This window comes from Nonomuraea sp. NPDC003709, assembly GCF_040610775.1.
Taxonomy (GTDB): Bacteria; Actinomycetota; Actinomycetes; order Streptosporangiales; family Streptosporangiaceae; genus Nonomuraea; species Nonomuraea angiospora_A.
In genome coordinates this window covers 174,073-198,526 of the sequence record NZ_JBEXMW010000020.1, presented here as the reverse complement: position 1 = coordinate 198,526, position 24,454 = coordinate 174,073, and the positions used below count along the sequence as shown (strand labels likewise).

The following is a 24,454-nucleotide window of genomic DNA, read 5'->3' as shown; positions in this document are numbered from 1 at the left end:
ACGACGAGGCAGAGCGACTCGCTGCCGAATGAACGGGCTCCAGCTCCCCGGGCGTACCGGGGAGCTGGAGCAGGGGACCGGATCCTCCGTAGGATTGCTGGTCATGCTGCGCTGCGCCGTGCTTGACGACTACCAGGGAGTGGCTCTCGGCCTGGCCGACTGGTCGAGGGTGCGGGTGACCAGCTTCCGCGACCACTTCACCGCCAGGGACGACCTCGTGGCCGCCCTCCGCGACTACGAGATCGTGGTCATCATGCGGGAGCGCACGCCGTTCCCGGCCGAAGTGCTCGACCGGCTCCCCAACCTGCGGCTGCTCATCACCTCGGGCATGCGCAACGCGTCCGTAGACGTGGCCGCCGCGCGGGCGCGCGGCGTCACGGTCTGCGGCACGGCCAGCGACTCGACCGCGCCGGTGGAGCTGACCTGGGCGCTGATCCTCGGCCTCGCCCGCCACCTGCTGCCCGAGGCGACGGCCCTGCGCGCGGACGGCCCCTGGCAGAGCACCGTCGGCACGGACCTCCATGGCCGCACGCTCGGGCTGCTGGGGCTCGGCAAGATCGGGTCCCGGATGGCGGCGATCGGCCGGGCGTTCGGCATGGACGTCGTGGCGTGGAGCCAACACCTGACCGAGGAGCGCACGGACGCCCTCGGCGTGCGGCTCGCCCCCGGGAAGGACGCGCTGCTGGCCGAGTCCGATGTCGTCTCCGTCCACCTGGTGCTGAGCGACCGCACGCGGGGGCTGATCGGGGAGCGGGAGCTGTCGCTGATGCGGCCGGCCTCCTACCTGGTCAACACCTCGCGGGCGGCGATCGTCGACCAGGAGGCGCTGGTGGCGGCGCTGCGGGCGGGGCGCATCGCGGGGGCCGGGCTGGACGTGTTCGAGCTGGAGCCGCTGCCCGCCGGCCACCCGTTCCGCACGCTGCCCAACGTGCTGGCCACGCCGCATCTGGGATACGTGACGGAGCTGAACTACGGCACGTATTTCCGCGAGGCCGTCGAGGACATCGACGCCTTCCTCGCCGGCACCCCGATCAGGACCCTCTAGCCCCGGTCAGTCGGCCCGGCTCCTGGCGCGGAAGGCGGCCGTCTTGACGCGGTTCTGGCAGGCCGTGGAGCAGAACCTCCGGGTGCCGTTGCGCGAGACGTCCACGTAGACCCGGTCGCAGTGCGGCGCGGTGCAGACCCCCAGACGGTCGCTGAACTCGCTGCCCAGCACGATCGCCAGCCCGGTGGCGCAGCTCGCCGCCCACTCGCCCGCCAGCGTGCCGCCCGGGCCGTGGAAGTGCAGGTGCCAGGGCTCGCCGTCGTGCCGCTCCAGCGTCGGCCTGGCGTGGCTCTCCTCCAGCAGCGCGTTCACCTCGGTGGCGGCGGCGTCGATGTCGTCCGCTGCCACGGCGGCGAAGACCGTCCGCAGGCGGGCGGCCACCTCCGCCAGCTCGGCGCCCTCCGCGTCGGTGACCTCGCGATGATCCGGATAGACCGTACGCAGGCTCTCGGTGGCGGCGGCACCGGCGCTGCCCGGCGCCGGATAAGCGCGTCCCCGCTGCTCGCCGGGGGTCAGCGCGTTGACGATCGCCACCGTGGTCCTGACCACGCCATCCGTGTGACTGTTGTAATCCAATTGACCGGTTACACCTTCATGTTCTAGCTTGTAACTGTCCAAAGCATAAACGACAGTCACAAGGAGACGTACGTGCTCACTCACGATGCCGCATTGGAGTGGATCGCGCGCTGGGACCGCCAGCAGGAGGGTTACCTCCCCGACCGCGAGGAGCGCTTCACCGCCCTGATCGACGCCGTGGAGGCGCTGGACCGGCCGGACCCGGTGGTGATCGACCTGGGCTGCGGCCCCGGATCCCTGTCGGCCCGGCTGCTCGACCGCCTGCCCAAGGCGAAGGTGATCTCGGTGGACGCCGACCCGCTGCTGCTCGGGCTCGGGCGGGCCGCGTACCCGCGGTTGACGTTCGTCTCGGCGGACCTGCGTACCGGCGGCTGGACGGAACTGCTTGGACTGGACGGGCCCGCCGACGCCGCGATCAGCACGACGGCGCTGCACTGGATCTCCGCCGCCGACCTCAGGGGCGTGTACGGCGAGGTGGCGAGCGTGCTGCGGCCCGGCGGGCTGCTGCTCAACGGCGACCACATGGACACCGACGACACCTCCCCCGCTCTCTCCCGCCTTGAGCGCGCCGTCCACGACAGGGAGACGGAGCGGGCGTTCGGCGCGAACCCGCCGGAGGACTGGCGGACCTGGTGGGACGCGGTCGCGGCGGAACCGGCCTTCGCCGAGCTCAACGAGGCGCGCCGCACCACGGCCGGGGCCTCGCACCACGGCTCGGAGTCGCACCTGCTGTCGCATCACGTCGAGGCGCTGCGGGAGGCCGGCTTCTCGGAGGTCGGCACGCTCTGGCAGCGGGGGAACAACCGCCTGCTGTGCGCCGTACGCGGCTGACCCCTATACGACTAACCAAGCGCTTGCTACGCTCCGCCCATGATGTCCACGGTTGTCTGGGGCACGGGCAACGTCGGCCGCGCGGCCATCCGCGCGGTCGAGGCCCATCCGGGGCTGAAACTCACAGCCGTACTCGTCCACGATCCGGACAAGGTCGGCAGGGACGCCGGCGACCTCGGCGGGCTCGGCCACGAGCTCGGGGTCGCCGCCACCGACGACGTCGACGCCGTCCTGGGCGCGAGCCCCCGCGCGGTGGTCTACGCGGCCTCCGGCGACCTCCGCCCCCAGGAGGCACTCGACGACGTGACCAGGGCGATCCGAGCCGGAGCCGTCGTCGTCACCCCCTCCCTCTACGCGCTCTACGACCAGCGCAACGCCCCGCCCGAGCTGCGCGAGCCGGTGCTGGCCGCCATCGGCGAGGGCGGCGGCTCGCTGTTCGTGTCGGGGATCGACCCCGGCTGGGGCAACGACGTGCTGCCGTTGCTGATCAGCGGGCTCGGCTCCACCATCGACGCGATCCGCTGCCAGGAGATCTTCGACTACTCCACGTACGACCAGCCCGACTCCGTCCGGTACCTGGTCGGCATGGGCCAGCCGATGGACTACGAGCCGCCGATGATCGCGCCGACCGTCCCGACCATGGTGTGGGGCGGCCAGGTACGGCTGATGGCCAGGGCGCTCGGCGTCGAGCTCGACGAGATCCGCGAGACCCGGGACCGGCGCGCGCTCGACGCCACGGTGGGCGAGTTCGAGGCGGGGACGCAGGGCGCGGTCCGGTTCGAGGTGCAGGGCATCGTCGAGGGCGAGCCCCGCATCGTCGTCGAGCACGTCACCCGCATCCATTCGTCCTGCGCGCCCGACTGGCCGACGGCTCCGAACGGCGTGGGCGCGCACCGCGTGATCATCGAGGGCCGGCCGCGCATCGAGGTCACGGTGGAGGCCACCGACGAGGGCGGCAACCTGTCCGCCGGAGGGAACGCCACCGCGGTCGCCCGCCTGGTGGGCGCCATCGACTGGCTCGTGGACGCCGGACCCGGACTGTACGACGCGCTCGACGTCCCGCTGCGACCCGGCACCCTCGGAGGAAAACGACCGTGAACATCGACATTCCCGCAGGCAAGGACCCGATCTCGTACGTGTGGGGCGAGATGGTCCCCGGCATCGGGATCGCCGCCTCGAAGTTCTCGATGTCGGTGTACACCCACACGACCCTCGGACTGCGCGAGTTCGAGGCCGCGCGGCTGCGGATCGCGCAGATCAACGGGTGCGCCTTCTGCCTCGACTGGCGTACGGAACGGGACGGGCAGAAGGTCGAGGACACGTTCGCCGACGCGGTCACGGAGTGGCGCACGACCGACGCGTTCGACGACCGCACCCGCCTGGCGGCCGAGTACGCCGAGCGGTACGCCCTGGACCACCACGGCCTGGACGAGGAGTTCTGGGCCCGGATGACGGCGCACTACAGCCAGCTCGAGATCGTGGAGCTGAGCATGTGCCTCGGCTCGTGGCTGGCGTTCGGCCGCCTCAACCACGTACTGGGCCTCGACACCGCATGCACGCTGACCGGCGGCTCATCGCCTACCCCCCGAAGATGAGAACCAGGAAGTGAGGGACCGCATGCGCAGCACCGGAAAGACCTCGACCCCCGACATCTCCCGCCGCGGCTTCCTCATCGGAACCGGGTCCCTCCTGGGCGCGGCGGCCCTCAGCCACCCGGCCGCCGCCGCTGCCGGCCCGATCGCTGACGGGGCCCACGTACCTGTCCTGGTCATCGGCACCGGGTACGGCGGCTCGGTGGCCGCTCTGCGCCTGGCCCAGGCGGGTGTCAACGTCCACATGATCGAGATGGGCATGGCCTGGGACACCCCCGGCTCCGACGGCAAGATCTTCTGCAACACGCTCCAGCCGGACAACCGCTCCTACTGGCTCCGCACCCGGACGAAAGCCCCGCTCAACTACTTCCTCGGCTTCCCCATCGACCGGGACATCCCCCGCTACACCGGCGTGCTGGACGCCGAGGATTTCAGCGGCATCACGGTCTACCAGGGCCGCGGCGTCGGCGGCGGCTCGCTGGTGAACGGCGGCATGGCCGTCACCCCCAAGCGCGAGAACTTCGCCGCCATCCTCCCCTCGGTGAACCCCGCCGAGATGTACGACACCTACTACCCCCGCGCGAACACCGGCCTCGGCGTCGGCACCGTGGACCCCGCCTGGTTCGACTCCACCGACTGCTACCAGTACGCCCGCGTGGGCCGCAAGCACGCCCAGCGCTCCGGCTTCCCGTTCACCTTCGTGCCGGACGTGTACGACTGGGACTACATGGAGCAGGAGGCCGCCGGCACGGTCACCAAGTCGGCCCTGGCCGGCGAGATCCTGTACGGCAACAACTACGGCAAGAAGTCCCTGCAGAAGACGTACCTCGCCCGGGCCGCGGCCACCGGCAGGGTCACCGTCTCCCCCCTGCACCGGGTGACCTCGGTCGTTCCCGCGTCCGGCGGCGCCTACACGGTGACCATCGAGCAGCTGAACACCAGCGGCGACACCACGGCCACCAAGACCGTGACCGCGGACCGGGTGTTCTTCGCGGCCGGCAGCGTCGGCACCAGCAAGTTACTGGTCAAGCTGAAGGCCACCGGCGCGCTGCCCAACCTGAACGGCGAGATCGGCAAGGGCTGGGGCGACAACGGCAACGTCATGTGCGGCCGCGCCAACCACCTCTGGGACCCGACCGGATCACTCCAGTCGTCCATCCCGTGCTCCGGCATCGACAACTGGGCCGCGGGCGGCGCCTTCGCGGAGATCGCCCCGCTGCCCACCGGGATCGAGACCTTCGCGTCGTTCTATCTCTCCATCACCAAGAACCCGAACCGGGCCCAGTTCACCTGGAACGCCGCGACGGGAAAGGTGGACCTGAACTGGCAGACGGCCTGGAAACAACCGGCCATCGACATGGCGAAGACCATTTTCGACAAAATCAATTCGAAAGAGGGGACGATTTACCGGACCGATCTGTTCGGCGTCTACAAGATCTGGGGCGACCATCTGACGTACCACCCGCTCGGGGGTGCGGTCCTGAACAAGGCGACCGACAATTACGGGCGCCTGACCGCCTACCCCGGCCTGTACGTCATCGACGGGGCGCTGATCCCGGGCAACACCAGCGTCAACCCGTTCGTCACCATCACGGCCCTGGCCGAGCGGAACATCGAGAAAATCATCGCCACCGACCTGTGAAAGATTTGAGGCCCGCATCTCTGCGGGCCTCATATCCAAGCGTCGTGTCATCGCTTGGATCAATGATGACCTCGGTTACACGTGATCGTCAAGCTAATCCCATGGCATGGCATAGAAACAGCAGCCTTTTACTCCGATATTTTCCCTTATATCGCCGCCCCGGCCGCCTATGGTGGAATGAAAGCCGCTGAGGAGGCTGCGATGAGAGAGCACTTCGTCTGGGTGACGACGCGCCGCATCAGGCCGGGGGCGTTGGAGGAGTTCGAGAGGGCCTGGCGCCCGGACCCGTACCCGGAGGGTCTGCGCCACGCGTACGCGTACTGGTCGGAGGACGGGCAGGAGATCACCGGGGTGTCGTTCTGGGACTCGAAGGAGGCCTGCGACTCCTGGCGCAGCTCCGAGGCCGAGAACCGGCGCCGCGAGATCATGAGCCCTTACGTCCTCGAGGAGCGCGAAGGCTTCTACCAGGGCCGCGAACTCGGCGTCCCCGTACGGTGAACCACCGGCCCGCCTCCCAGCGGGCCGTCACCGGACTCGGCCACATCAAGATCAGCCATGGAGGGGTGGTACGGCATCGGAGAAGGCACCCGCGGAAACCCTGATGTCGGCCGACGGTCTCCGCCCTGGGAAGTAGGCCATTCGGCCACCCGCCTCCCTCAGTGACCGGGCGCGTCCGGGGGCGGCTGCTCGGCGGGGAACAGGATCGCGCTGAGCAGGTACGGCGCGCGGTCCGGCGCGGGAGCGTTGGCGACCCGGTTCCGCAGCACCGCGAGCAGCTCGGTGAGCATCTCGGCGAGCTCGTCCGGGCTGAGCCACAGAGTGCCCTGCCGATAGGACACCGAGTCGGCGACCGGGTCGGCGCCGGCGCGGTCCAGGTAGGCGTTGAACTCGGCGATCAGGGCGGCCATCGTCGCGGCGAATCCACGGCGGTGGTCGTCGAGCGACATCGCGGCCGCGGCCCCGGCGTCGATCGCGGGCCGGTCCTGGCGCAGCCGGTAGCTCCGCTCGACGGCACCGCGTACCCGCTGCTCGCCCTCCACCTCGAGAAAGCCGCCCTCGGCCAGCAGGGCGACCTGCCGGTAGACGGTCACCTTCGACACCTCGGGCATACGGGCGCACAACTGCGCGGTCGTCAGCACCTGTCCTGCCGACAGGGCGTGCACGATGCGCAGCCGTACCGGATGCAGCAGCAGCTCAACGGCGTCCATGGTCCAACGATTTCATATGAGATACCATTATCCAAAATGAAAACGGTTGGGAGGAGCGGGCATGCGGGATGTAGCGGGGCGGGCGGTGCCGGTGAACGGCCGGCGCGTCTATGTCGAGGAGTCCGGCCAGGGGCATGACCGGACGGTGGTCTTCGAGGCGGGCGGAGGCTGCGGCCGGACCTTCTGGGATCCGGTGCTGCCGCTGCTGGCCGACACGGCGCACCTGGTGGCCTACGACCGTGCCGGGCGCGCGCTCAGCGGCCGCGTCACCCAGCGGCTCAGCATCGATGACATGGCCGCCGATCTGATCGCGATGACCGAGGCCGTCGTCCCGGGCGAGTTCGTGCTCGTCGCGCACAGCATGGGCGGGCTGGTCGCCCGCCGCGCCGCCGAGCGCCTGGGGCCTCGGCTGCGGGGCCTGCTGCTGGCCGACGTCCTGCCGGAGAGCTCACCGGTGTACGACACCTGGGACCAGACCTCCAAGAAGATCGACCGCATGCTGGCGGTGACGCAGATGCTCAGCCGGTTCACTCCTCTGGCACGCCTGTTCACCGGTAACGTGCGGCGCCTGTTCTCCGCCGACACCTACCGGACCATGCTCGCCGAGGACTTCACCCCCGCCGGGACCTCCCAGACCCGCAAGGAGATCCAGGCGGTGGCCGCCGCCATCCCGCAGTTCCGCGCCCGGCCGCCCCAACTCCCGAAATGCTCGACGATCGTGCTGTCGGTGACCCGCGCGGAAAGAGGGCGGGAACGTCAGCACGCCGCCAACCGCGAGCACCAGCGCCGCTACGCCGAGACCCTGCCCGACGGGCGCCACGAGGACGTCGCCTCGGGGCACTTCATCCAGGCCGAGCAGCCCCGACTGATCGCGGACCGGACACGACAGCTCCTGACGGCCTCCCCAAAAATAGATGGACACGGCTGTTAGCGTCCCTGGCATGGGCATTGTTGACATTGACCGCTTTGTCGCCGACGGGTTCGTGAAGCTGGAAGAGGCCGCCCCGCGCGAGGTCGGCGACGCCGCCCGGGCGTTGCTGTGGCGGCAGACCGGTCTGTCACCGCAGGACCCGGCCACCTGGAAGGAACCGGTGGTGTGGGCCGCGGACCTCACGGGTGAGGGCGCGCTCGGGGAGTTCATCCGGAGTCCCCGGCTCGCCGAGGCACTCGACGAGCTCTGCGGGGCCGGTGGCTGGGTGCCGCGTGGTTCGCTCGGCATGGTGCCGATCCGATTCCCGCATCTCCCGCCCGCCGACGACAGAGGCTGGCACATCGATGCCAATGCCGCCCAGCCGGACGGCGGCTACCTGTGCAGCGGGCAGCCGGAGACGATGCTGCTGCTGATCCTGCTGTCGGAGGTCGGCCCCGACGACGCGCCGACCCGGATCAGGGTCGGTTCACACCGGGACGCGGCCGCGACGTTGGCGGGGCGTGTGCTGGACCCGTTCGAGGCCGGACCGCTGGTGGACGCGGCCAGTTCACACCGTCCGCTCGCGTACGCGACGGGCCGGCCGGGCGACATCTACCTGGTCCATCCCTTCACCGTCCACGCCGCCGACGAGCACCGGGGCGACGAGCCGAGGTTCATGGCCCAGGCGCCCGTCTTCCTGACCGAACCGGTGACTCCGGAGGGGGGCAACGCACTGGCTCAGGCCATCTCGTGAACTCCCGAGGTCAGCACGCGCCGCGTGCCCCTCGATCGCCAGGCGGTCATCACCGACTGCACAAGTGCGTCCGAAACGCCCTGGCTGGTGTCCAGCTCGTAGTCGTACGGACCGAACGTGTGGATGCCGTCGACCTCGACGTGCTCACGCCCCTCCCCGATGCGGCGGTCCCCGCGCTCGCGTTCTCTCCGATCGATCTCCGCAAGGTCGCAATGCACCCCGACGAGGAACACGTCGAAGTCCGCCAGCAGCTGTGACAACTCCTCGCGCCACGTCGGGAATTCGATGATGTGCTCCACGATCAGGTCGTTGCCCGCGCTCGCCAGGGCGGGCAGGCACCGGTGAAAGCCGTTGAAGAAACGCGGCCGCATCTCGTACCACCACGAGAAGGGACCTTCGTGGTCACGCCGCTCCGGAAGCATGCCGCTCGCCACGAACTGGTCGGACGAGACGTACAGAAACGGCTCATCGAGTGCGCGCTGCAGGGCCTTGGCCAGGGTCGATTTCCCGGAGCTGGAGGCCCCGCTGAGAATGATGACGCGGCCCGGGCCTCGAGTCGGTGGGGTGGGTTCCATGCTCACACAATGGCAGACCGCTCCCGAGCCATGTCCTATCGTACGGCTGTGTATGGCCCGATCCGGCGGCGATACTCGCGCGGAGACGCGCCGGTGACCCGCTTGAACGCGTTGCTCAGCGCGCTCTCCGAGCCGTAGCCGACCGTACGGGCGATCATCGCCACCGTGTCGTCCCCACGCCGCAGGCGGTCGGTGGCCAGTTCGATCCGCCAGCCGGTCAGGTAGTCCAGCGGGCTCTGCCCGACGGTTCGCTTGAAGCGGGCAGCGAGCGTCGACCGGGACACCGCCGCGGACTCGGCCAGCTCGGCGACCGTCCAGGCGTGGGCCGGCCGGGCGTGCATGGCCCGCAGCGCCGGGGCCACGACCGGGTCGGTGAGTCCGGCCATCCAGCCGGACACCGCGCCCGGCCCGGCGACGGCCAGGTGCAGGCGCAGCAGGTGGATCAGCATGACCAGGGCGAGATGCTCGGTGACCAGCGTCGAGGCGAGCGACCGGTCGCGTAGTTCGGCGTCGATCTGCTCGAGCGCCCAGCGCACGGTCGCGGCCTCGGCGGTGCGGCCGGGTACGTGGATCACCGGCGGCAGCACGTCGAGCAGCAGGTCGCGGGCCCGCTCGCCGAAGTCGAACCGCCCGCCGATGAGGACCACGTCCTCGCCGGTCCCCACTCGGGCCACGCCGTCGGTGGCCGCCGCGAAGACCGGGCCGGCCGGGACCGGCCGCACCCCCGGGCCGCTGGCCAGGGTGAAGGCGCGCGGCTGGGTGAGCAGGAAGCAGTCGCCCTCGGCCAGATCGATCGGCTCCGGTACGCCGTCGACGGTGAGCAGACAGCGGCCGCGGCGCACCGCCACGAACTTGACCGCCGGCGGCGGGCCGTACGACATCGCCCACTCGCCGCCGGCGACCAGCCTGACGGACAGGCGGCTGTTCGTGCCGACGAGGGCGAGGACGTCTTCGAGGGGATCGGCTTGCTGGACGCTCACTCAACTATGTTGGATCCTGAACCATTCCGAGTCCAAATCCTGGTCCCTACCGTTGCGGGTTATGACACGTATGGGCACCCCGTTCGACGCCAGGACCACGGCCGCCGAGATCCTCGCCGGCGTTGACCTCACCGGCCGGCGGATCATCGTCACCGGCGGAGCCTCCGGGATCGGCCTGGAGACCGTACGGGCGTTGCGGGGTGCAGGAGCCGAGGTCACCGTCGCGACCCGCAACCCCACGGGCGACCAGCGGGCCCTGGACCTGAGCGATCTCGGCTCGGTGCGCGCGTTCGTGGCAGGCTGGATCGGGCCGGTGCACGCGATCGTGGCGAACGCCGGGATCATGGCGTTGCCCACCCGCCAGGTCGCCGCCAATGGCTGGGAACTGCAGCTGGCGACGAACTTTCTCGGGCATTTCGCACTGATCACCGGCCTGCGGGAGAACCTGCGGCAGGCCGGGGACGCGCGGGTGGTCATGGTGAGTTCGGGCGCCCAGCTGCTGTCGCCGTTCGACTTCGACGATCCGCACTTCGAGCGCCGCCCGTACGACCCGTGGGTCGCGTACGCGCAGTCGAAGACGGCCGATGCGCTGCTCGCGGTCGGCGCCGCCCGGCGCTGGGCCGCCGACGGCATCACCGCGAACGCCTTCGAACCCGGCTACATCCACACCAACCTGCAGCGGCACCTCGACGACGACACCATGCGGGCGGCGGGCGCGATGGACGACGAGGGGAACCTGGTGACCCCGGACTACTACAAGACCCCGGAGCAGGGCGCCTCCACCTCGGTGCTGCTCGCCGCGTCCCCGCTGCTGGACGGCGTGACCGGCCGGTACTTCTCCTCGGACAACCAGGAGGCCGAGGAGGTGCCGGGCGCGACCGCGGGCGTCGCCGCCTGGTCGGTGGACCCGGCCGCCGCGGACCGCCTCTGGGACTACGCGCTCACAGCGGCAGCGGCCCACTGACCGCGGCCGCATCACCGACCGGTACCGCACGAAAACCATGGAGCACCATTGATGACCACCGTGATGCTTGTCCACGGCGCCTGGCACCAGCCGGCCACCTGGGCGAAGCTCGAGACCGAGTTGCACGCGCTCGGCCATGCCACGCACACCCCGGCGCTCCCGAGCGCCGGTGAACATCCCACCGCGGGCATGCACGACGACGCCGCCATGCTGGCCGCGGAACTGGCGTCGCTCGCCGGACCGGTCGTGCTGCTCGGCCACTCCTACGGGGGCATCCCGATCACCGAGGCCGCCGCCGGAGCCAGGCATCGATTCTCCGCAAGCCACCATCGCGGGCGCCGGGGCGGACCTACCATGATCAACCGTATCCCCCGGCAGCCAGGAGAGATCACATGCTCGGCCGTTTCACGTCCAGCCTGGTGAGCGCACTCGTACTCGCCACAGCCCCAGCCTTGGCTGCCGCGCCCCTGCCCCAGCCGACGAAAGGCCCGTTACCTGGCGTAACGGAACGGTCGGGAGACGGCCAGGTCAGAAAGGGCCAGGCCGCGGTCGCCGCCGACCTGAACGGCCGCCCTGTCCGGTTCACGTCCTACAGCACCACCGACTTCCAGCCGCAGGGGAACCCGTTCACGCTGTGGGCCTGGCAGCCGGACCGGCGGCGGTTCGTCAAGAGCGACTACGGGGAGATGGCGGTCTCCCCCGGCGGACGCTGGACGGTCGCGCACCTGGAGTCCCCGAGAGAACCGGTCAAGGACCGCCTGCGGATCACCGACCGGAACACCGGTGAGAGCCGGGACATCGACATCGAGCTCACCGAGTACACGCCCGCCAGCACCGAGAACGGCGGCACCCAGTATCCCCAGATGCGCTGGCCCCGGTGGTCGCCGGACGGCAAGAAGCTGCTGTTCACCGTCAGTCTGGCCCGGCAGGGCGACCGCTCGGCAGGAGTACTGATCCTCGACCTGCCCGACTTCACGCCCCGCTTCATCAAGATCCACAAGGCGCTGGTCACCGTCGGCGGTTTCGAGTGGAACCAGGACGGCACCCGCTTCCTGGTCAGGCACGGCCGGCTCGGCAGCACGACCGTCCGCCTGTACGACCTGCAGGGCAAGGCCGCCAGGGAATACCAGGTGCGAGGCAGGCCGGGCGGTGACGGGCGCGGCGTCTTCTCCCCGTCCGGCAAGCGGTTCGTCACCGCCTGCCTGCCGCTGGAGAAAGCCGCCTGCGTGTGGGACGCGGCGACCGGCAAGGCCGTGACGAGACTTCCCATCGTCGGGGGCGCGCGTCCCACAACCCTCGGCTGGTACGACGAGAAGCACCTGCTCATCTCCACCGCGGCCGGCATCGGGATCATGGACCTGACGGGCCGCGTGACCGAGACCCTGCTCAAGCTCGGCAAGAACTCCGAGATCTACCCGCACTTCAGCGCCGCGTAGCCGTTCATCGCTCCCAGGAGTGGTCGATCGCAGCGTCCACAAGCTGTGGATCGACACCCGGAAACGAACCGTCACCGAACAGGATCCGCGCCGCCACGGCACGACCGGCACGACCACGCAGCACGGCCACCGCCGCCTCCGCCGCGGCGGGGGACCGGATACCGGCGAACACCCGGCGCAACAACAGCCGGCCCCGGAACCGGGCCCGCAACGCGCCCCCGTCGTACACGCTCAACCTGCGCTGATCGCCAGTACGCAGGTACCCGGCGGCGACCGCCGCGGCCAGTTCCGCCATGCGTAAACACGGGTCCAACCCACCGGCCGTCAGCGGCGACACCGCGCCCGCCGCGTCTCCGACGAGCAGCCCGGCGGGGCACGCCAACCGTCGCAGCACACCGCCGACCGGGATCGGACCACCGCGGCGCTCGACCGGACCGGTCGGTGCCGCCCGGCCGGGCGCGTCCGCGGCGAAAGCGTCCAGCAGGTGACGGACGCCGGTCCGCATCGCACCCGGATATCCCGCGACGCCGACGTGCGCGTGCCGACCGTCGTCGATGACCCACCCCAGGTACCCCGGAGCGACCCGAGGGTCCAGCACGCAATGGAACGCCGGGATGGTCGTGCCCGACGCGACCGGATGGACGATCTCGGCACCGACGAGAAAGCGCCGGTTGACATCGAGGCCGAGATCCCGCGCCACCCGGGAGCGGGCGCCGTCCGCGCCGACAACGAACCGGGCCCGCACCGGCTCCGCACCCGCGAACTGCACAAATCCCATCGACGCGCCGACATACCTAACGCCCAGGAAGACCCGCGCCCCGGCCGACTCCGCCGCACGGCGCGCATGCTCGTAGACGGCCGCCATGTCAGCCACGCGGTACTCGTCCCGCTCACTGGTCAGCCGGATCGGCGCCCGCCGCGACGGCGGATACAGCAGCACGTCCCTTACGCCAGGCCCGAGCAGCTGGTCCGGAAGGTCGAAGTCGTCAAGGGTACGACGCACGAAGATCCCGGTCGTACGGATGCCCGCCGACAGCGACCTGCGGCGGTCGACCACCATCACATCCAGCTCTCGCAGCGCGAGCAGCCGAGCCGTCCGCAGCCCGGCCAGTCCCGCCCCCACGACCAGTACATCCACTGTCCGCATATCCAGCGACGCTAGGGGCCATACCCCACCCACGGGACCATCTGCACGCGACCCGCCCAGTACCTCTACACCGTCACCACACTCACGCCCGTGGACAGCCCCAGACAGGCCTCGACGGGAGATCCCGGGCCTCCTGTGCGGAGTCCAGGAGGAGGCTTCCAGCAGCGTGCAGGTGGACGAACGCCAGCTGCTACATCAGGCGCGGGACTCGCTGAACCAGCGCCCAGCCGAAGGCAGAAAGAGCAGGACTATGACAGCCCAAGCGAGTATGTGAGAGCCGAACACCGCTTTCCACGTCACTGTGGAGAAAAGAGCCAGGTCGAGGATGGCGGCGCCGATCAACAACAGGTGCGCGGCGATGATTGCCCATCGTAAGTACGTTCGGCGGCTCGACCATCGGCTCAACAGCCACCCGAGAAGGGCGGTGCTTCCTGCGACGTAGATCAGGCCAGGCAGGATGCCCCACAGAAAGGTGGAGAAAAAGCCAGCCAGTGTGATCGCCAGGCCCACCAGACCAAAAGCCACTTCCAGCGTGATGATGAACTGAGCCGCTTTGAGAGTGCCCGGCATCCGGTGCGCCTTGACGCTGTTCGTCACAGCCCCATTCTGACGGGCAGGGCTACAGAGTGCCGGGTCCGTCGATGTCCGGCTCACCATCCGGACTCGCCCGACTCCGCCGGGCCGGATCGTATGATCCACTGCATGCCGATCCCCCGAGCGGTCGCCGTGGTCGTCGACGGTACCCAAGTCCTGGTCATCAAACGGTTCCTCCGACGCAGGCCAGGCGTCACCTGCGTCATGTGCGATGCCGGAGGCCGGCGGGGGTCGCAGTGTCCCGGACACCACTACGCGGTTCTTCCCGGGGGCCATGTGGAGGATGGCGAGTCGTCGGAGAGTGCGGCGGTCCGTGAACTCCTCGAAGAGACGACTCTCACCGGAAAGATCGACCGGTTGCTCTTCACCAGCTCACACAATGGCCGGCCCGCCTTCTACTTCCTCATGCGCGACGTCGACGGCGTGCCGTCGCTCTCCGGCGAGGAGGCTGCGGAGCACGGGCCGGACAACAGCTTCGAGCTCAGATGGGCGACGGTCGCCGAGTTCGAGCAGCTGAACCTGTATCCCGCGGATGTGCGTGGACCGCTCGCGGAGCTGCTGCGCGGTTGACCCTTGCTCCGAGCCAGGCGCGCTCGGAGCTCCAGCTTTCTCGGCCGAAGCCACTTGCCGCACTTGGCGCTTGGTCATGCGGAACGTGATCGATCGGGATCGGAGTGCCGTCCAGGATGACGTAGGCCAGTCCGTCGGTTTGGGCGCGGTCGAGGGCTTCGTGCAGATCGGCGGCTTGAGCTGCGAGAACTTCGATGCCTTCGCGGATGTGGTGCTAGGCGGTGGCCCGGGAGATGCGAGGGTCGCGCCCGAGCTTGGGAACGTCGTGCTCGCCGCGGAACCAGCGCAGCACTTTTCCGACTTTCGGTTACTCCTCCCGAAAGGGCCGGAACGCCACGGACGGCGGCCAAGAAACTCCAATAGCCCCAACTATCCGCTGGGATCACCTCAATGCTCGCGCGGCGCCGGGGTGTTGGTGAACACGGCGATGTCACGGTCAAAACAGACGATGACATGTCCATCTACGCTGATTGCCACCTCTGTTACGGGTTTGGGGAAGTGCAAGTCGGGTCCGATTTGCCTGCGGGTGGTGAGTTTCCACACGCGTACCGTCTGATAACTGGAGGTCACAGCGATGGGTTGACCGTCCACCGTGGCGGCAGCGACGGCTCCGGTGGCTCTGGTGGGAAGTTCACCGAGGGCGTTGCCCGTGGCCAGGTCCCATATCTTCACGGGGTCTGAGCTGTTGCGGCTAGCGGTGATCGCGGCCGGCCGATCGCCGATGGTGGTGACGGCGAGGTTTTGCACGGATTCGCCGTGCCGATCGGCGGCGGAGGTCGTGGCCGACCGGTTGGTGGTGAGGTCGAGCACCTTGAGGGTGCCGTCTTGGGTGACGGTCAGGACGACTGGTCGGCCGTTGAGGGTGGTGGCGCCGACTGCGCCCGTCCAGCGCCGCCGGCCGGCGCGGGATGCATCGATCTCTTCGCCTGTGTTCAGGTTCCACATGCGGATCGTTTCGTCGTAGCTGCCGGTCACGGCCACCGGCTGCCCATCGAACTCCACTACGGCAGCCATGCAGACAGCGTCGGTATGACCGGTGAACGGCCCGCCTGTCTGTGTCCCCGAGCGGAGATCCCATATGCGGACGGCCTTGTCAGAGCTGCCGGTGACCGCCGCCGGTCGGCCGCCGACAAGCGCGGTGGCAACCGCGGTAACCATGTCGGTGTGACCGGTGAGCGGATCACCGACCTGCTCGCCGGTAGGCAAATCCCACACCCGGACGGTCTTGTCGTAGCTGCCGGACACGGCAACGGAACGTCCGTCAAGCACCGTGGCGGCGACGGCGGAGACATAGCCGGTGTGGCGGTTGAGGGACTCATCAACTCGCCGCCCTGACGACAGGTCCCACATCCGTACCGTGTAATCGTCGCTGGCGGAGACGGCCGCCGGTCGCCCATCCACCACCGTCGTCGCGATCGCCCGAACCTGATCGGTGTGCCCGGTGAGCGACTTGCCGATTTGCCGGCGTGATGCCAAATCCCAGATCCGGACAGTTCCGTCGATGCCGCCGGTAACGGCCACCGGCCGCCCGTCCATCACCGTGGTCGCAATCGCCTTCACAAAGCCGGTGTCGCCACTGAACGGTTTGCCCATCTGCTGGCCTGAGCTCAGATCCCACAAGCGTAGAGTTCCGTCGTCCGCACCGCTGGAAATTGCCACCGGCTGCCCGTTCACCACCGTGGTCACAATCAGCTCAACGTAGTACGTGTGGCCCCTCAGCGGTTTGCCGATCCGCCGGCCCGACTTCAGATCCCATAAGCGTAAGGTGCGGTCGTGGCCGCCGGAGATGGCCACCGATCGTCCATCCATCACCGTGGTCGCAATCGCTGTGACCCAATTGGTGTGGCCTCTGAACGGCTCGCCGATCTGCTCGCCTGACCTCAGATCCCACATGCGTACAGTTTTGTCGTGGCCGCCGGAAACTCCCACCGGCCGCCCGTCGATCATCGTGGTCGCAACCGCTTTGACCCAATCGGTGTGACCTCTGAACGGCTCGCCGACTTGCTGACCGGACATCAGATCACACACCCGTACGATTCCGGTGTTGCCACCGGCGAAGACCGCCACCGGCCGCCCATCCATCACCGTGGTCGCAAGCGACTCCACGTAGTCGTAGTCGCCGCGACCGGTGAACGGTTGAGCGATCTGCTGACCTGACGTCAGGTCCCACAGGCGTAGGGTCCGATCGCGACCCCCGGAGACCGCCACCGGCCGCCCGTCCACGACTGCGGTCGCAACCGCCCACACCCGATCGGTGTGGGCGGTTCGTGGCACCCCGACCGGTTCGCCGAACGCCAGGTCACTCGCCGGCCGACTGGTCCACGCCAACGTCCATCGGGAATTCTTCGTGAACGGAAAGCGGGCCGCGCCCGATCGAGAAGAAGGCATGGCGGGCATGCTAGCCGCCACCCCTGACAAAGATCAGCGGAGGAAGCGCACGCCTTTGCCACACCGGCTTGTCCCGGTGCCGGCCGCGATGAGGTGATCGGGCGGCAGCCCGCCGCCGCCGCTTGCTGCCACAGCGGACCCGCTGATCCGACGCTCATAGGGGCGGACGAAGCTCCCGTTCCGGCAATGGCCACGCACCTGCGTCGTTGTCTACGCGGTGTTGGTCAGCGACCTCAGACGGTGCGAACGCAGGCGCACTGGCCTGCCGCGAGTGTGCCCTCCGCAGCCTCTGCGGCTTCCCGCGTGGCGACTTCGGTCCTGGCGGAAGCAACCGCCGCTGCGGCGCGGCCTCCGGCCTCGGCCTTCCTGATGCGTGGCTGGACCGTCGCTGCCGTACGCCCTCCGGCCTCGACCTTCTCGTCGCGCGGCCAGACCGCCAGCGCCGTGACAGCTCCGATTGCCGCCAGGCCCGCCAGCACGGTCCAGGTGGTCGTGAAGCCCGCGTGTGTGGCGACCCATCCCGCGATGGGATAGGTGACCAGCCAGGCCAGGTGGGACAGCGAGAACTGGGCGGCGAAGACCTCGGGAATTCCGGTGGGATCGACCGCCCGGCGAAGCACCCGCCCGGTCGGCGTGACGATCAGCGCCATCCCGCCGCCGACCGCCGCCCAGATCACCCCGGTCGGCAGTGATGCGGCGATGCTCACCGCGGACATCGTGACCGCCGCGCCCACCGCGAACAGCAGCACGGCGGCACCGATCAGCATCACGAACCGGTCCGCCACCCGGTCCAGGACGCGCGGGAGGACGAGGGCCACCAGCAGCGTCCCCGTTCCGGACGCGGCGAGCACCCAGGCCACGTCGGATTGAGTGCCGCCGAGAACGTCGCGGACGTAGTTCACGGTGTTGACGACCACGATGGAGCCGACGGCGGCGACCACGAGGTTCAGTGCCATGACGCCGCGCAGACTCGGGGTGGCCGCGAAAGTGCGGATCCCCGCCACGGCCCGGTCCCAGGCCTTCGTGTGCGAACTGGGGCGCGCGTTGGGGATGCGTGTGGACAGGACCAGCAGCGCGGACACGGCGAACCCGATGGAGGTGCCGAGGAACAGCAGGTTGAACGACATGAAGGTGAGCGCCACAGCCGCGAGCACCGGGCTCAACAGGCTCTCCATGGTGTAGGCAACCTGCGATGCGGACAGGGCGCGGGTGTAGTCCGCCTCCTTGGTCACGATGTCGGGGATGACCGCCTGAAACGTCGGGGTGAATGCCGCTGACGCGGTCTGAAGAACCCCGATCAGGACGTAGATGTGCCACACCTCGGTGACGAACGGCAGCGCGATCACCACCAGAGCGCGCACCACATCGAGGATCGTGAGAAACCAACGTCTGGGCAGCCGATCGACGTACGCGGCCGCGAGCGGTGCGACAACCACGTACGCGACCATCTTGATCGTCAGCGCGGTGGCGAGAACCGCACCGGCACGCGGACCTGCGAGCTCGTACGCGAGCAGCCCCAGCGCGACGGTAGCCAAACCGGTACCGAACAACGCGATGACTTGAGCGCTGAACAGCCGCCGGTAGTCGCGAATCGCGAACAATCCCATGTCCGTCTCCTCCCGGGCACCAAGCATCGAATCAGATACCCCTTGGGGGTATTAGCCTCGGGAGTGTTCTATACCAGGTGGGGGTATGTGTCAACGGAGGGCCAGGGGCGGGACATCGCGCCACGGACGCGCTCGGCGAGTTCGTTGGCGCCGGCTCCGGTCTTTGCCTGCTCGGCCCGCAGCGCCACATTCACCCGTCAGGGGACAGTGACTTCAGCGGAAGTCGGAAATCCGCCTTCTTGAGCGTCGCTCGTGGGCACCCCGGGCGAGGTCGGCCACCGGCGATCGCGACCCCGTGCACCAGTTCGGGCGTCAACCGGAAGTGCGGCACGCCGCGCTTAGGACGTGGCTCGGTCCATCCACGCCGACCCGCGTTGATCCCGACGCGCAGGCAGGTCATCTCCATCTCCTGCCGCATGCAGGAAATCCTCCCGTTGAGCACATCCCACGGCAGGGGAGACCGTGCCATACGAGGGTGTCCGGGTCCACATCAGCGCCTGTACTGCGTTGCCGGCGCACCGGGTCGTAGGCCATCAGCCGCATCGCCGACCACATCCCCAGCAATTGCCCACGCTTGGTGTCGGTCGGCCCCGCCAGCACCTTGGCGGTCGTGTAGACCAACGAGATCACCAAGCGCGACTTGCGCTGGAACGGCTATAAGGTGCACCTCACCGAGACCTGCGACACCGACGCCCCGCATCTGATCACCTACGTGATCACCGCGCCGTCGCCCGGCAGCGACTACGTCGCGATCGTCGACCAGGACGGCGCGGTGCAGGTCAACCGGAATCTTCCCAACGAGGTCAGGACGGCGCTGCGGGCGATCGGCGATTCACGTCCATGCGGTCGACGTACCGTGTCAGGCCGGTGGAGCCAGGCGTTTTCACGCCCGCTCTGGGGCACGTCATACGCCCGCGGCGTCCTCGTCCTCCCAGCGCAGCAGGTCGCCCGGCTGGCACTGGAGCACCTCGCAGAGCGCGGCGAGCGTCGTGAAGCGCACCGCCTTGGCGCGGCCGTTCTTGAGTACCGCCAGGTTGGCGGGCGTGATCCCTACGCGGTCCGCGAGCTCGCCCACAGACATCTTCCGCCTGGCCAGCATCACGTCGATGTCGACGGTGATCGGCATCAGATCACCTCGTCCAACTCGGCCTGCATCTGCGTCGCTTCGACGTCGCGCGCGACGGCCTGGGCGAGCAGCATCCGCAGCACGAACACGATGAGCGCGACCCCCAGGATGGCCACGCCGATCCCGCCCATGATGACGGTGACACCCGGGTCTTCCCGCTGGCCCGGCGCGTTGAGGACCGTGACCGCGAACCACAGGAGGGCGGCCGCCACGATCGCGCCGATCACGGCGTCCACGTACCGGAAGGCGGCGTGGGAGAACACCGTTCCGCGTCGCACCATAGTCACCAACCGCCACACGCTGACCAGGGCGACCTGGCCCGACACCATGCCCAGGATCGTGATAATGCGCAGCGCGGTCAGCGGGAGCGACCCGTCCTCCGGGTCGCTCCCGCTGACCAACACCCACACCATCGATGCCTGTACGAGCACGGTGCCGGCGAGCACCACCACAAGCACGGCACGCAGTGCACGCACTGCCAGCTTTCCCATATCCCATCCTTCCATCGAATTGCGATGAGAATCTATCGAATTTCGATAGATTAAGCAAGAGCCGAGGCGGAGGGTGGGCAGCGGTTTCGCACCGTGACGGCCACGCGCTGTGTCCTACTTCCGGCCCTTGTCCCCTGTCCGTGATCATCCCTTCCGATCACGGCAGTCGATCACCCCAACCAAAGGCGTAGAGCTCGGAGGCGAGCCTCCGTGGTTTCCTGGGCTACGCCGACAAGACGGGACAAGGCGGTCGGATGTAACAACTTTGGGCAAAGAATCTTCATCTAACGCGCCGTGGACGCACTGAGCGCGGGGGATCCGCAGCACATCGGGGATTACTGGCTGGCTGGACGCCTCGGCTCGGGCGGCCAGGGAGTCGTGTACGAGGCCTACGACCCCGAGGGACGCAGGGTCGCCATCAAGGTGCTGCACGCGTCGGACAACAACGGCAGCCGCGACCGCTTCGCCAAGGAGGCGACCGCGGCCGGCAGGGTGGCCTCGTTCTGCACGGCCCGGGTGCTCGCCGCCGACCTGGAGGCGAGCAAGCCGTACATCGTCTCGGAGTACGTCGCGGGACCGAGCCTGCGCAAGGCCGTGATGGAGGGGCGCAAGTTCACCGAGGACGATCTCCACCGGCTGGCGACGGCGATCGCCACCGCGCTGACCGCGATCCACGACGCGGGCGTCATCCACCGCGACCTGAAGCCGGACAACGTGCTGCTCGGCCCGGACGGCCCGCGCGTGATCGACTTCGGCATCGCTCGCACCATGGACATGTCGCTGACGAAAACGGGCGAGGTCTCGGGCACGCCCAGCTACATGGCGCCCGAGGTGTTCATCGGGGAGCGCGCGGGGGCACCCGCCGACGTGTTCGCGTGGGGTGCCGTCATGGTGTTCGCCGCCAGGGGGCAGGACCCGTTCAAGGCGGACACCCTGGGCGGCATGATGCACCAGGTGCTGTCCTCCGCACCGGATCTGCGGGGGTTGCCGCCGCGGCTGGCCCCGCTGGTGGCGGCCGCGATGGCGAAGGATCCCGCCGCCAGGCCCGCGGCACGCGACCTGCTGCTCGCGCTAGTCAGCGGCAACGCCGCCGACACCAGGGGCCTGCTGGCCGCGGGCAGCCGCTCGGCGCAGGGCGTGCACGGGCTCGACCAGGGTGATCCCGAGCTGGGGACGATCGCGGAGGACGCCTACACGGCGCTCACGCCGGAGGAGCGCGAGTTGGCCGCCGCGGTGTTCCTGCGGATGGTGACCGTGGGCGAGGACGGGTACGAGAGCGGGCGATGGGCCTCGCGCGAGGAGCTGTACGGCGGGCGCCCAGAGCGCGAGGCCGCGGCGGTCGAGCGGATCCTGCGGGCGTTCTCGTACGTGGTGACCACGAAGGACACCTCGGTCTCGCTGTCCAGGCCCGCGCTGCTGAGGGCCTGGCCGCGGTTACGCATGTGGGTCGACGCCGATCGCGACGGCCTGGCCGTACTGGGCCAGATCTCCGCGGCGGCACGGCACTGGTCCGACAACGGCAGGCGGGACGGCGACCTGCTCCAGGGCAGCCGTCTGGAGCAGGTGCTCAGCTGGGCGGCGACCGGCCGCCGTCACGTGACGCTCACCCCCGCCGAGCGGGACTTCCTGCGGGCAGGCACCGAACTGACCAGGAAGCGGACCCGTCGCAGGACGCTGACCACGATCGCGCTGGCCGGGCTGCTGGTCGTGGCCATGGTCGCCGGAGGGCTGGCCGTCTATCAGCGGCAGCAGGCCACCGAACAGCGTGACATCCTCACCGCCAAGCAGGTGGCGACGGAGGCCGACCGGATGCGCACGACCGACCCGGTCAAGGCGATGCTGCTGAGCGTGGCCGCTTGGCAGGTCTCACCGCAGCTGGAGACCCGATCCAGTCTCATCGCCTCCCTGCAGCAGCAGGAGGCGGCGGTCTTCCGCGACCCCCTGGTCAAAGGCCTTGCCCATCGCGCCCTCAGTCATGACGGCCGCACACTCGTCAGCGTCAGCGAAGCCGGCGTGAACGTCTACGACGTCCGCACCGGCAAGCGCACCGGCGGCTGGGCCGGGCTGAGGCTGAAGGACGGGACTCCCCAGGAGCCGGCGCTCAACAAGAGCGGCCGCCTGCTCGCCCTGACCATCGGTTCAGAGCTCGGCGTCTGGGACCTCACCTCGGGCAAGCAACTGGTGCGGCGCTCCCTGTCGGAACGCGGCGGGTTCGGCGCGATCTGGGGCGAGCACGAGTCGATCCTCACCGTGATGCACCAAGGCGAAATCGTCTACCTGTTGGACGTGGCGACCGGCAAGCAGTTCGGCAAGACTCCCTACACGGACGGCAGCATGATCCCGTCGCAGCCTCCGCTCGTCGATCCGACAGGCAAACACCTGCTGATGACGGGTGGGCGCTTCGACGAGCTGGCGCTGCCGGGATGGACCCCGGAACGGCGCCTGGCGCCCTGCCGAACTCACTCGGATGTGGCGGCTTTCACCCCGGACGGCAAGACCATCGCCTGCGCGAACGCCACGATCGCGCTCGTCGACGCGGCGACCGGCCGTGAGCACAAACTGGGCGATGAAGACTGGGCCTGCGACATCTGCACGAAGTCCGGGGCCAAGCTGCGCTTCAGCCAGGACGGCGACTACCTGGCCGCCTTCGCCGAACGTGAGCTGCGCGTGTGGAAGGTCGCCGATCGCAAGCAGATCCTCACCTACCGGGCCGAGGACGAGCTGACCGACCTTCGGTTCGACCCCGACGGCAGGACCCTGCGCTACCTCTACGACAACATGGTCATCAGCCTCGACCTGTCGCCGAGAGCCGGCGCCACCCATGTCCGGAAGGGAGTGGCGAAGCTCAGTCCCGAAGGACAGTGGGTGGCGATGGAGGATCCCGATCAGAACCGCCTCGGGCTCTGGGACCTGCGCAGCCGCAAGGAGGTGGCGACGTTCCCGCTCGGCGAATTTGGGGCATGGGGATTCGACCGGACCGGCACACGCATGCTCATCGCCGACATCACGAGCGTGCGGCTGATCGACCTCGCGACACGCAAGAAGCTCTGGCAGATCTCCACGCCGCACACGAACACGAACAACCCCGAGCGTGTCGACTTCAGCCAGGACGGCAAGACGATCGCGCTCACGCTCCAGCCGTCCTCCCAGGAGGGCAGCTTCCGGCTACTCGTGCTGGACACCGCCAATGGGCGCGTCCAGCGCACGTTCAGCTCGCAGATCGACGGCGGGCCGTACACGCCGGACGGACGCCTCGCCTCGACTTTCGGAAGGTTCATCGATCTCACCGCCGGCAGGCCGGTCGACGCGGCCTTCGACGTCGTACGCGGTGCCTCGGCAGTGGCCGTCAGCCACCAGGGGCGGCTGGCGTTCAGCGCCGGTCCGGCCGGCCGCATCGCGATGTGGAAGGTCCAGGGGCCGGACCAGATCACGCCGGTCCTACGCGGGACGACGGGTGAGATCGCGGAACTGGCCTTTTCCCAGAAGGGCGATCTGCTCGCCAGCGTGACCACGGACGGCGTCCTCCAGGTCTGGGACGTCAACGCCATGCGGCGGCTCGGCGGCGCGTTCAACCTGCACGGCTCCCAGATCACCTCGCTCGCCTTCAGCCCGGACGACTCCACCCTCTACGCCGCCGACTGGGGTTCCGTCTACAAGATCCCGATCGGTGCCGAGCGGATCGTCCAGGACGTGTGCCGCCGTGCCGGGCACACGCTCTCCCCGGCCGACTGGGCCTCCTTCCTCAAGGACGTGCCCTACCGCGACATCTGCCCGGCCAGGCAGCCCTAGCGAGCTGGTGGCACTGGTGCACCTGCCTGGCGATGGAGCACGGTGAGTTCTGCTGCTCCGGCAGCTCTCACGCCAGGCCGCTCATGCAGATCATCGACGATAAGGGAGCCTTCCATGGCAGGGTCGGCGCGGAAGCCTCCTTCTCGACCGGCTCCCGGGCAGCGGACATGACGGCGGTGTTCCGCATCACCGACTTCCGCTGACCGGCCCGGGACCTGAGCGGCAAGCT

General features: G+C 69.1%; 23 protein-coding genes. 13 read left to right on the top strand and 10 right to left on the bottom strand.

Features of this window, described 5'->3' with window-relative positions; translation table 11 throughout:
- The first annotated feature begins 28 nt into the window (after nt 1–28).
- Complete coding sequence (locus ABZX61_RS46070; RefSeq protein WP_355204429.1) at nt 29–1,045, top strand: D-2-hydroxyacid dehydrogenase family protein; 1,017 nt, start codon at nt 29–31, stop codon at nt 1,043–1,045.
- Nucleotides 1,046–1,051: 6 nt separating this feature from the next.
- Here the strand turns inward: ABZX61_RS46070 and ABZX61_RS46065 are convergent, their stop codons facing one another.
- Nucleotides 1,052–1,621, bottom strand: coding sequence for a CGNR zinc finger domain-containing protein (locus ABZX61_RS46065; protein ID WP_355204426.1), 570 nt, complete (start codon nt 1,619–1,621; stop codon nt 1,052–1,054).
- 72 nt (nt 1,622–1,693) lie between these two features.
- On the opposite strand from ABZX61_RS46065, the gene ABZX61_RS46060 reads away from it, so the two are divergent.
- From ABZX61_RS46060 to ABZX61_RS46040, 5 genes are all read left to right on the top strand, one after another.
- Nucleotides 1,694–2,452, top strand: coding sequence for a class I SAM-dependent methyltransferase (locus tag ABZX61_RS46060; RefSeq protein ID WP_355204423.1), 759 nt, complete (start codon nt 1,694–1,696; stop codon nt 2,450–2,452).
- A 39-nt stretch (nt 2,453–2,491) separates the two neighbouring features.
- Entirely contained in the window at nt 2,492–3,550 is a 1,059-nt protein-coding gene (locus ABZX61_RS46055; protein WP_355204420.1) for a dihydrodipicolinate reductase, read from the top strand.
- Complete coding sequence (locus tag ABZX61_RS46050; protein ID WP_355204417.1) at nt 3,547–4,047, top strand: carboxymuconolactone decarboxylase family protein; 501 nt, start codon at nt 3,547–3,549, stop codon at nt 4,045–4,047. The genes ABZX61_RS46055 and ABZX61_RS46050 overlap by 4 nt, the downstream gene beginning before the upstream one ends.
- A 22-nt stretch (nt 4,048–4,069) precedes the next feature.
- Nucleotides 4,070–5,686, top strand: a complete 1,617-nt coding sequence (locus ABZX61_RS46045) for a GMC oxidoreductase (RefSeq protein WP_355204415.1) — start codon at nt 4,070–4,072, stop codon at nt 5,684–5,686.
- Between the two features lie 201 nt (nt 5,687–5,887).
- Nucleotides 5,888–6,184, top strand: coding sequence for an antibiotic biosynthesis monooxygenase (locus ABZX61_RS46040; protein ID WP_192789828.1), 297 nt, complete (start codon nt 5,888–5,890; stop codon nt 6,182–6,184).
- 158 nt (nt 6,185–6,342) lie between these two features.
- Here the strand turns inward: ABZX61_RS46040 and ABZX61_RS46035 are convergent, their stop codons facing one another.
- Nucleotides 6,343–6,894, bottom strand: a complete 552-nt coding sequence (locus tag ABZX61_RS46035; RefSeq protein WP_355204412.1) for a helix-turn-helix domain-containing protein — start codon at nt 6,892–6,894, stop codon at nt 6,343–6,345.
- A gap of 61 nt (nt 6,895–6,955) precedes the next feature.
- On the opposite strand from ABZX61_RS46035, the gene ABZX61_RS46030 reads away from it, so the two are divergent.
- Both ABZX61_RS46030 and ABZX61_RS46025 read left to right on the top strand, forming a co-directional pair.
- Nucleotides 6,956–7,825 carry an alpha/beta hydrolase gene (locus tag ABZX61_RS46030; RefSeq protein WP_355204409.1) on the top strand — a complete coding sequence of 290 codons (870 nt, stop codon included), beginning with the start codon at nt 6,956–6,958 and terminating at the stop codon, nt 7,823–7,825.
- A gap of 10 nt (nt 7,826–7,835) precedes the next feature.
- A complete protein-coding gene (locus ABZX61_RS46025; RefSeq protein WP_355204406.1) occupies nt 7,836–8,558 on the top strand; it encodes a phytanoyl-CoA dioxygenase family protein in 723 nt (240 codons plus the stop codon).
- Here ABZX61_RS46025 and ABZX61_RS46020 read toward each other — a convergent pair.
- Both ABZX61_RS46020 and ABZX61_RS46015 read right to left on the bottom strand, forming a co-directional pair.
- On the bottom strand, nt 8,543–9,133 hold the full coding sequence (locus ABZX61_RS46020; protein WP_355204405.1) for an AAA family ATPase: 591 nt from the start codon (nt 9,131–9,133) through the stop codon (nt 8,543–8,545). The two genes, ABZX61_RS46025 and ABZX61_RS46020, sit on opposite strands and share 16 nt — an antisense overlap.
- 35 nt (nt 9,134–9,168) lie before the next feature.
- Nucleotides 9,169–10,113, bottom strand: coding sequence for an AraC family transcriptional regulator (locus tag ABZX61_RS46015; RefSeq protein ID WP_355204402.1), 945 nt, complete (start codon nt 10,111–10,113; stop codon nt 9,169–9,171).
- Nucleotides 10,114–10,174: 61 nt separating this feature from the next.
- On the opposite strand from ABZX61_RS46015, the gene ABZX61_RS46010 reads away from it, so the two are divergent.
- The 3 genes from ABZX61_RS46010 to ABZX61_RS46000 are packed head-to-tail and all read left to right on the top strand — an operon-like array spanning nt 10,175 to nt 12,513.
- Nucleotides 10,175–11,077: an SDR family NAD(P)-dependent oxidoreductase gene (locus ABZX61_RS46010; protein WP_355204400.1), complete on the top strand. Its 903-nt coding sequence runs from the start codon at nt 10,175–10,177 to the stop codon at nt 11,075–11,077.
- A 51-nt stretch (nt 11,078–11,128) separates the two neighbouring features.
- Nucleotides 11,129–11,500 carry an alpha/beta hydrolase gene (locus ABZX61_RS46005; RefSeq protein ID WP_355204397.1) on the top strand — a complete coding sequence of 124 codons (372 nt, stop codon included), beginning with the start codon at nt 11,129–11,131 and terminating at the stop codon, nt 11,498–11,500.
- The gene (locus ABZX61_RS46000) at nt 11,470–12,513 is read left to right on the top strand and encodes a hypothetical protein (RefSeq protein ID WP_355204394.1); all 1,044 of its coding nucleotides are present in this window, start codon (nt 11,470–11,472) and stop codon (nt 12,511–12,513) included. The genes ABZX61_RS46005 and ABZX61_RS46000 overlap by 31 nt, the downstream gene beginning before the upstream one ends.
- 4 nt (nt 12,514–12,517) lie before the next feature.
- On the opposite strand, the gene ABZX61_RS45995 is transcribed toward ABZX61_RS46000, so the two are convergent.
- A complete protein-coding gene (locus ABZX61_RS45995) occupies nt 12,518–13,660 on the bottom strand; it encodes an NAD(P)/FAD-dependent oxidoreductase (protein ID WP_355204392.1) in 1,143 nt (380 codons plus the stop codon).
- A 195-nt stretch (nt 13,661–13,855) separates the two neighbouring features.
- A complete protein-coding gene (locus tag ABZX61_RS45990; protein WP_355204390.1) occupies nt 13,856–14,257 on the bottom strand; it encodes a hypothetical protein in 402 nt (133 codons plus the stop codon).
- Between the two features lie 105 nt (nt 14,258–14,362).
- Here ABZX61_RS45990 and ABZX61_RS45985 point away from each other — a divergent pair, with 105 nt between their 5' ends.
- The gene (locus ABZX61_RS45985) at nt 14,363–14,824 is read left to right on the top strand and encodes an NUDIX domain-containing protein (RefSeq protein ID WP_355204387.1); all 462 of its coding nucleotides are present in this window, start codon (nt 14,363–14,365) and stop codon (nt 14,822–14,824) included.
- A gap of 387 nt (nt 14,825–15,211) precedes the next feature.
- Here the strand turns inward: ABZX61_RS45985 and ABZX61_RS45980 are convergent, their stop codons facing one another.
- The 4 genes from ABZX61_RS45980 to ABZX61_RS45965 all read right to left on the bottom strand — a co-directional run bounded on the left by ABZX61_RS45980 (nt 15,212) and on the right by ABZX61_RS45965 (nt 20,436).
- Nucleotides 15,212–17,212 carry a WD40 repeat domain-containing protein gene (locus tag ABZX61_RS45980; RefSeq protein ID WP_355204384.1) on the bottom strand — a complete coding sequence of 667 codons (2,001 nt, stop codon included), beginning with the start codon at nt 17,210–17,212 and terminating at the stop codon, nt 15,212–15,214.
- A 233-nt stretch (nt 17,213–17,445) separates the two neighbouring features.
- On the bottom strand, nt 17,446–18,819 hold the full coding sequence (locus ABZX61_RS45975; protein ID WP_355204382.1) for an MFS transporter: 1,374 nt from the start codon (nt 18,817–18,819) through the stop codon (nt 17,446–17,448).
- Between the two features lie 904 nt (nt 18,820–19,723).
- On the bottom strand, nt 19,724–19,945 hold the full coding sequence (locus ABZX61_RS45970; RefSeq protein ID WP_355204379.1) for a helix-turn-helix transcriptional regulator: 222 nt from the start codon (nt 19,943–19,945) through the stop codon (nt 19,724–19,726).
- Nucleotides 19,945–20,436: a DUF2975 domain-containing protein gene (locus ABZX61_RS45965; protein WP_355204376.1), complete on the bottom strand. Its 492-nt coding sequence runs from the start codon at nt 20,434–20,436 to the stop codon at nt 19,945–19,947. Before ABZX61_RS45965 ends, ABZX61_RS45970 begins: the two co-directional genes overlap by 1 nt.
- A gap of 294 nt (nt 20,437–20,730) precedes the next feature.
- Between ABZX61_RS45965 and ABZX61_RS45960 the strand changes: the two genes are divergently transcribed.
- Nucleotides 20,731–24,225 (top strand): WD40 repeat domain-containing serine/threonine-protein kinase, encoded by a 3,495-nt coding sequence (locus ABZX61_RS45960; RefSeq protein WP_355204374.1) that lies wholly within the window; start codon nt 20,731–20,733, stop codon nt 24,223–24,225.
- Nucleotides 24,226–24,454: the final 229 nt, after the last annotated feature.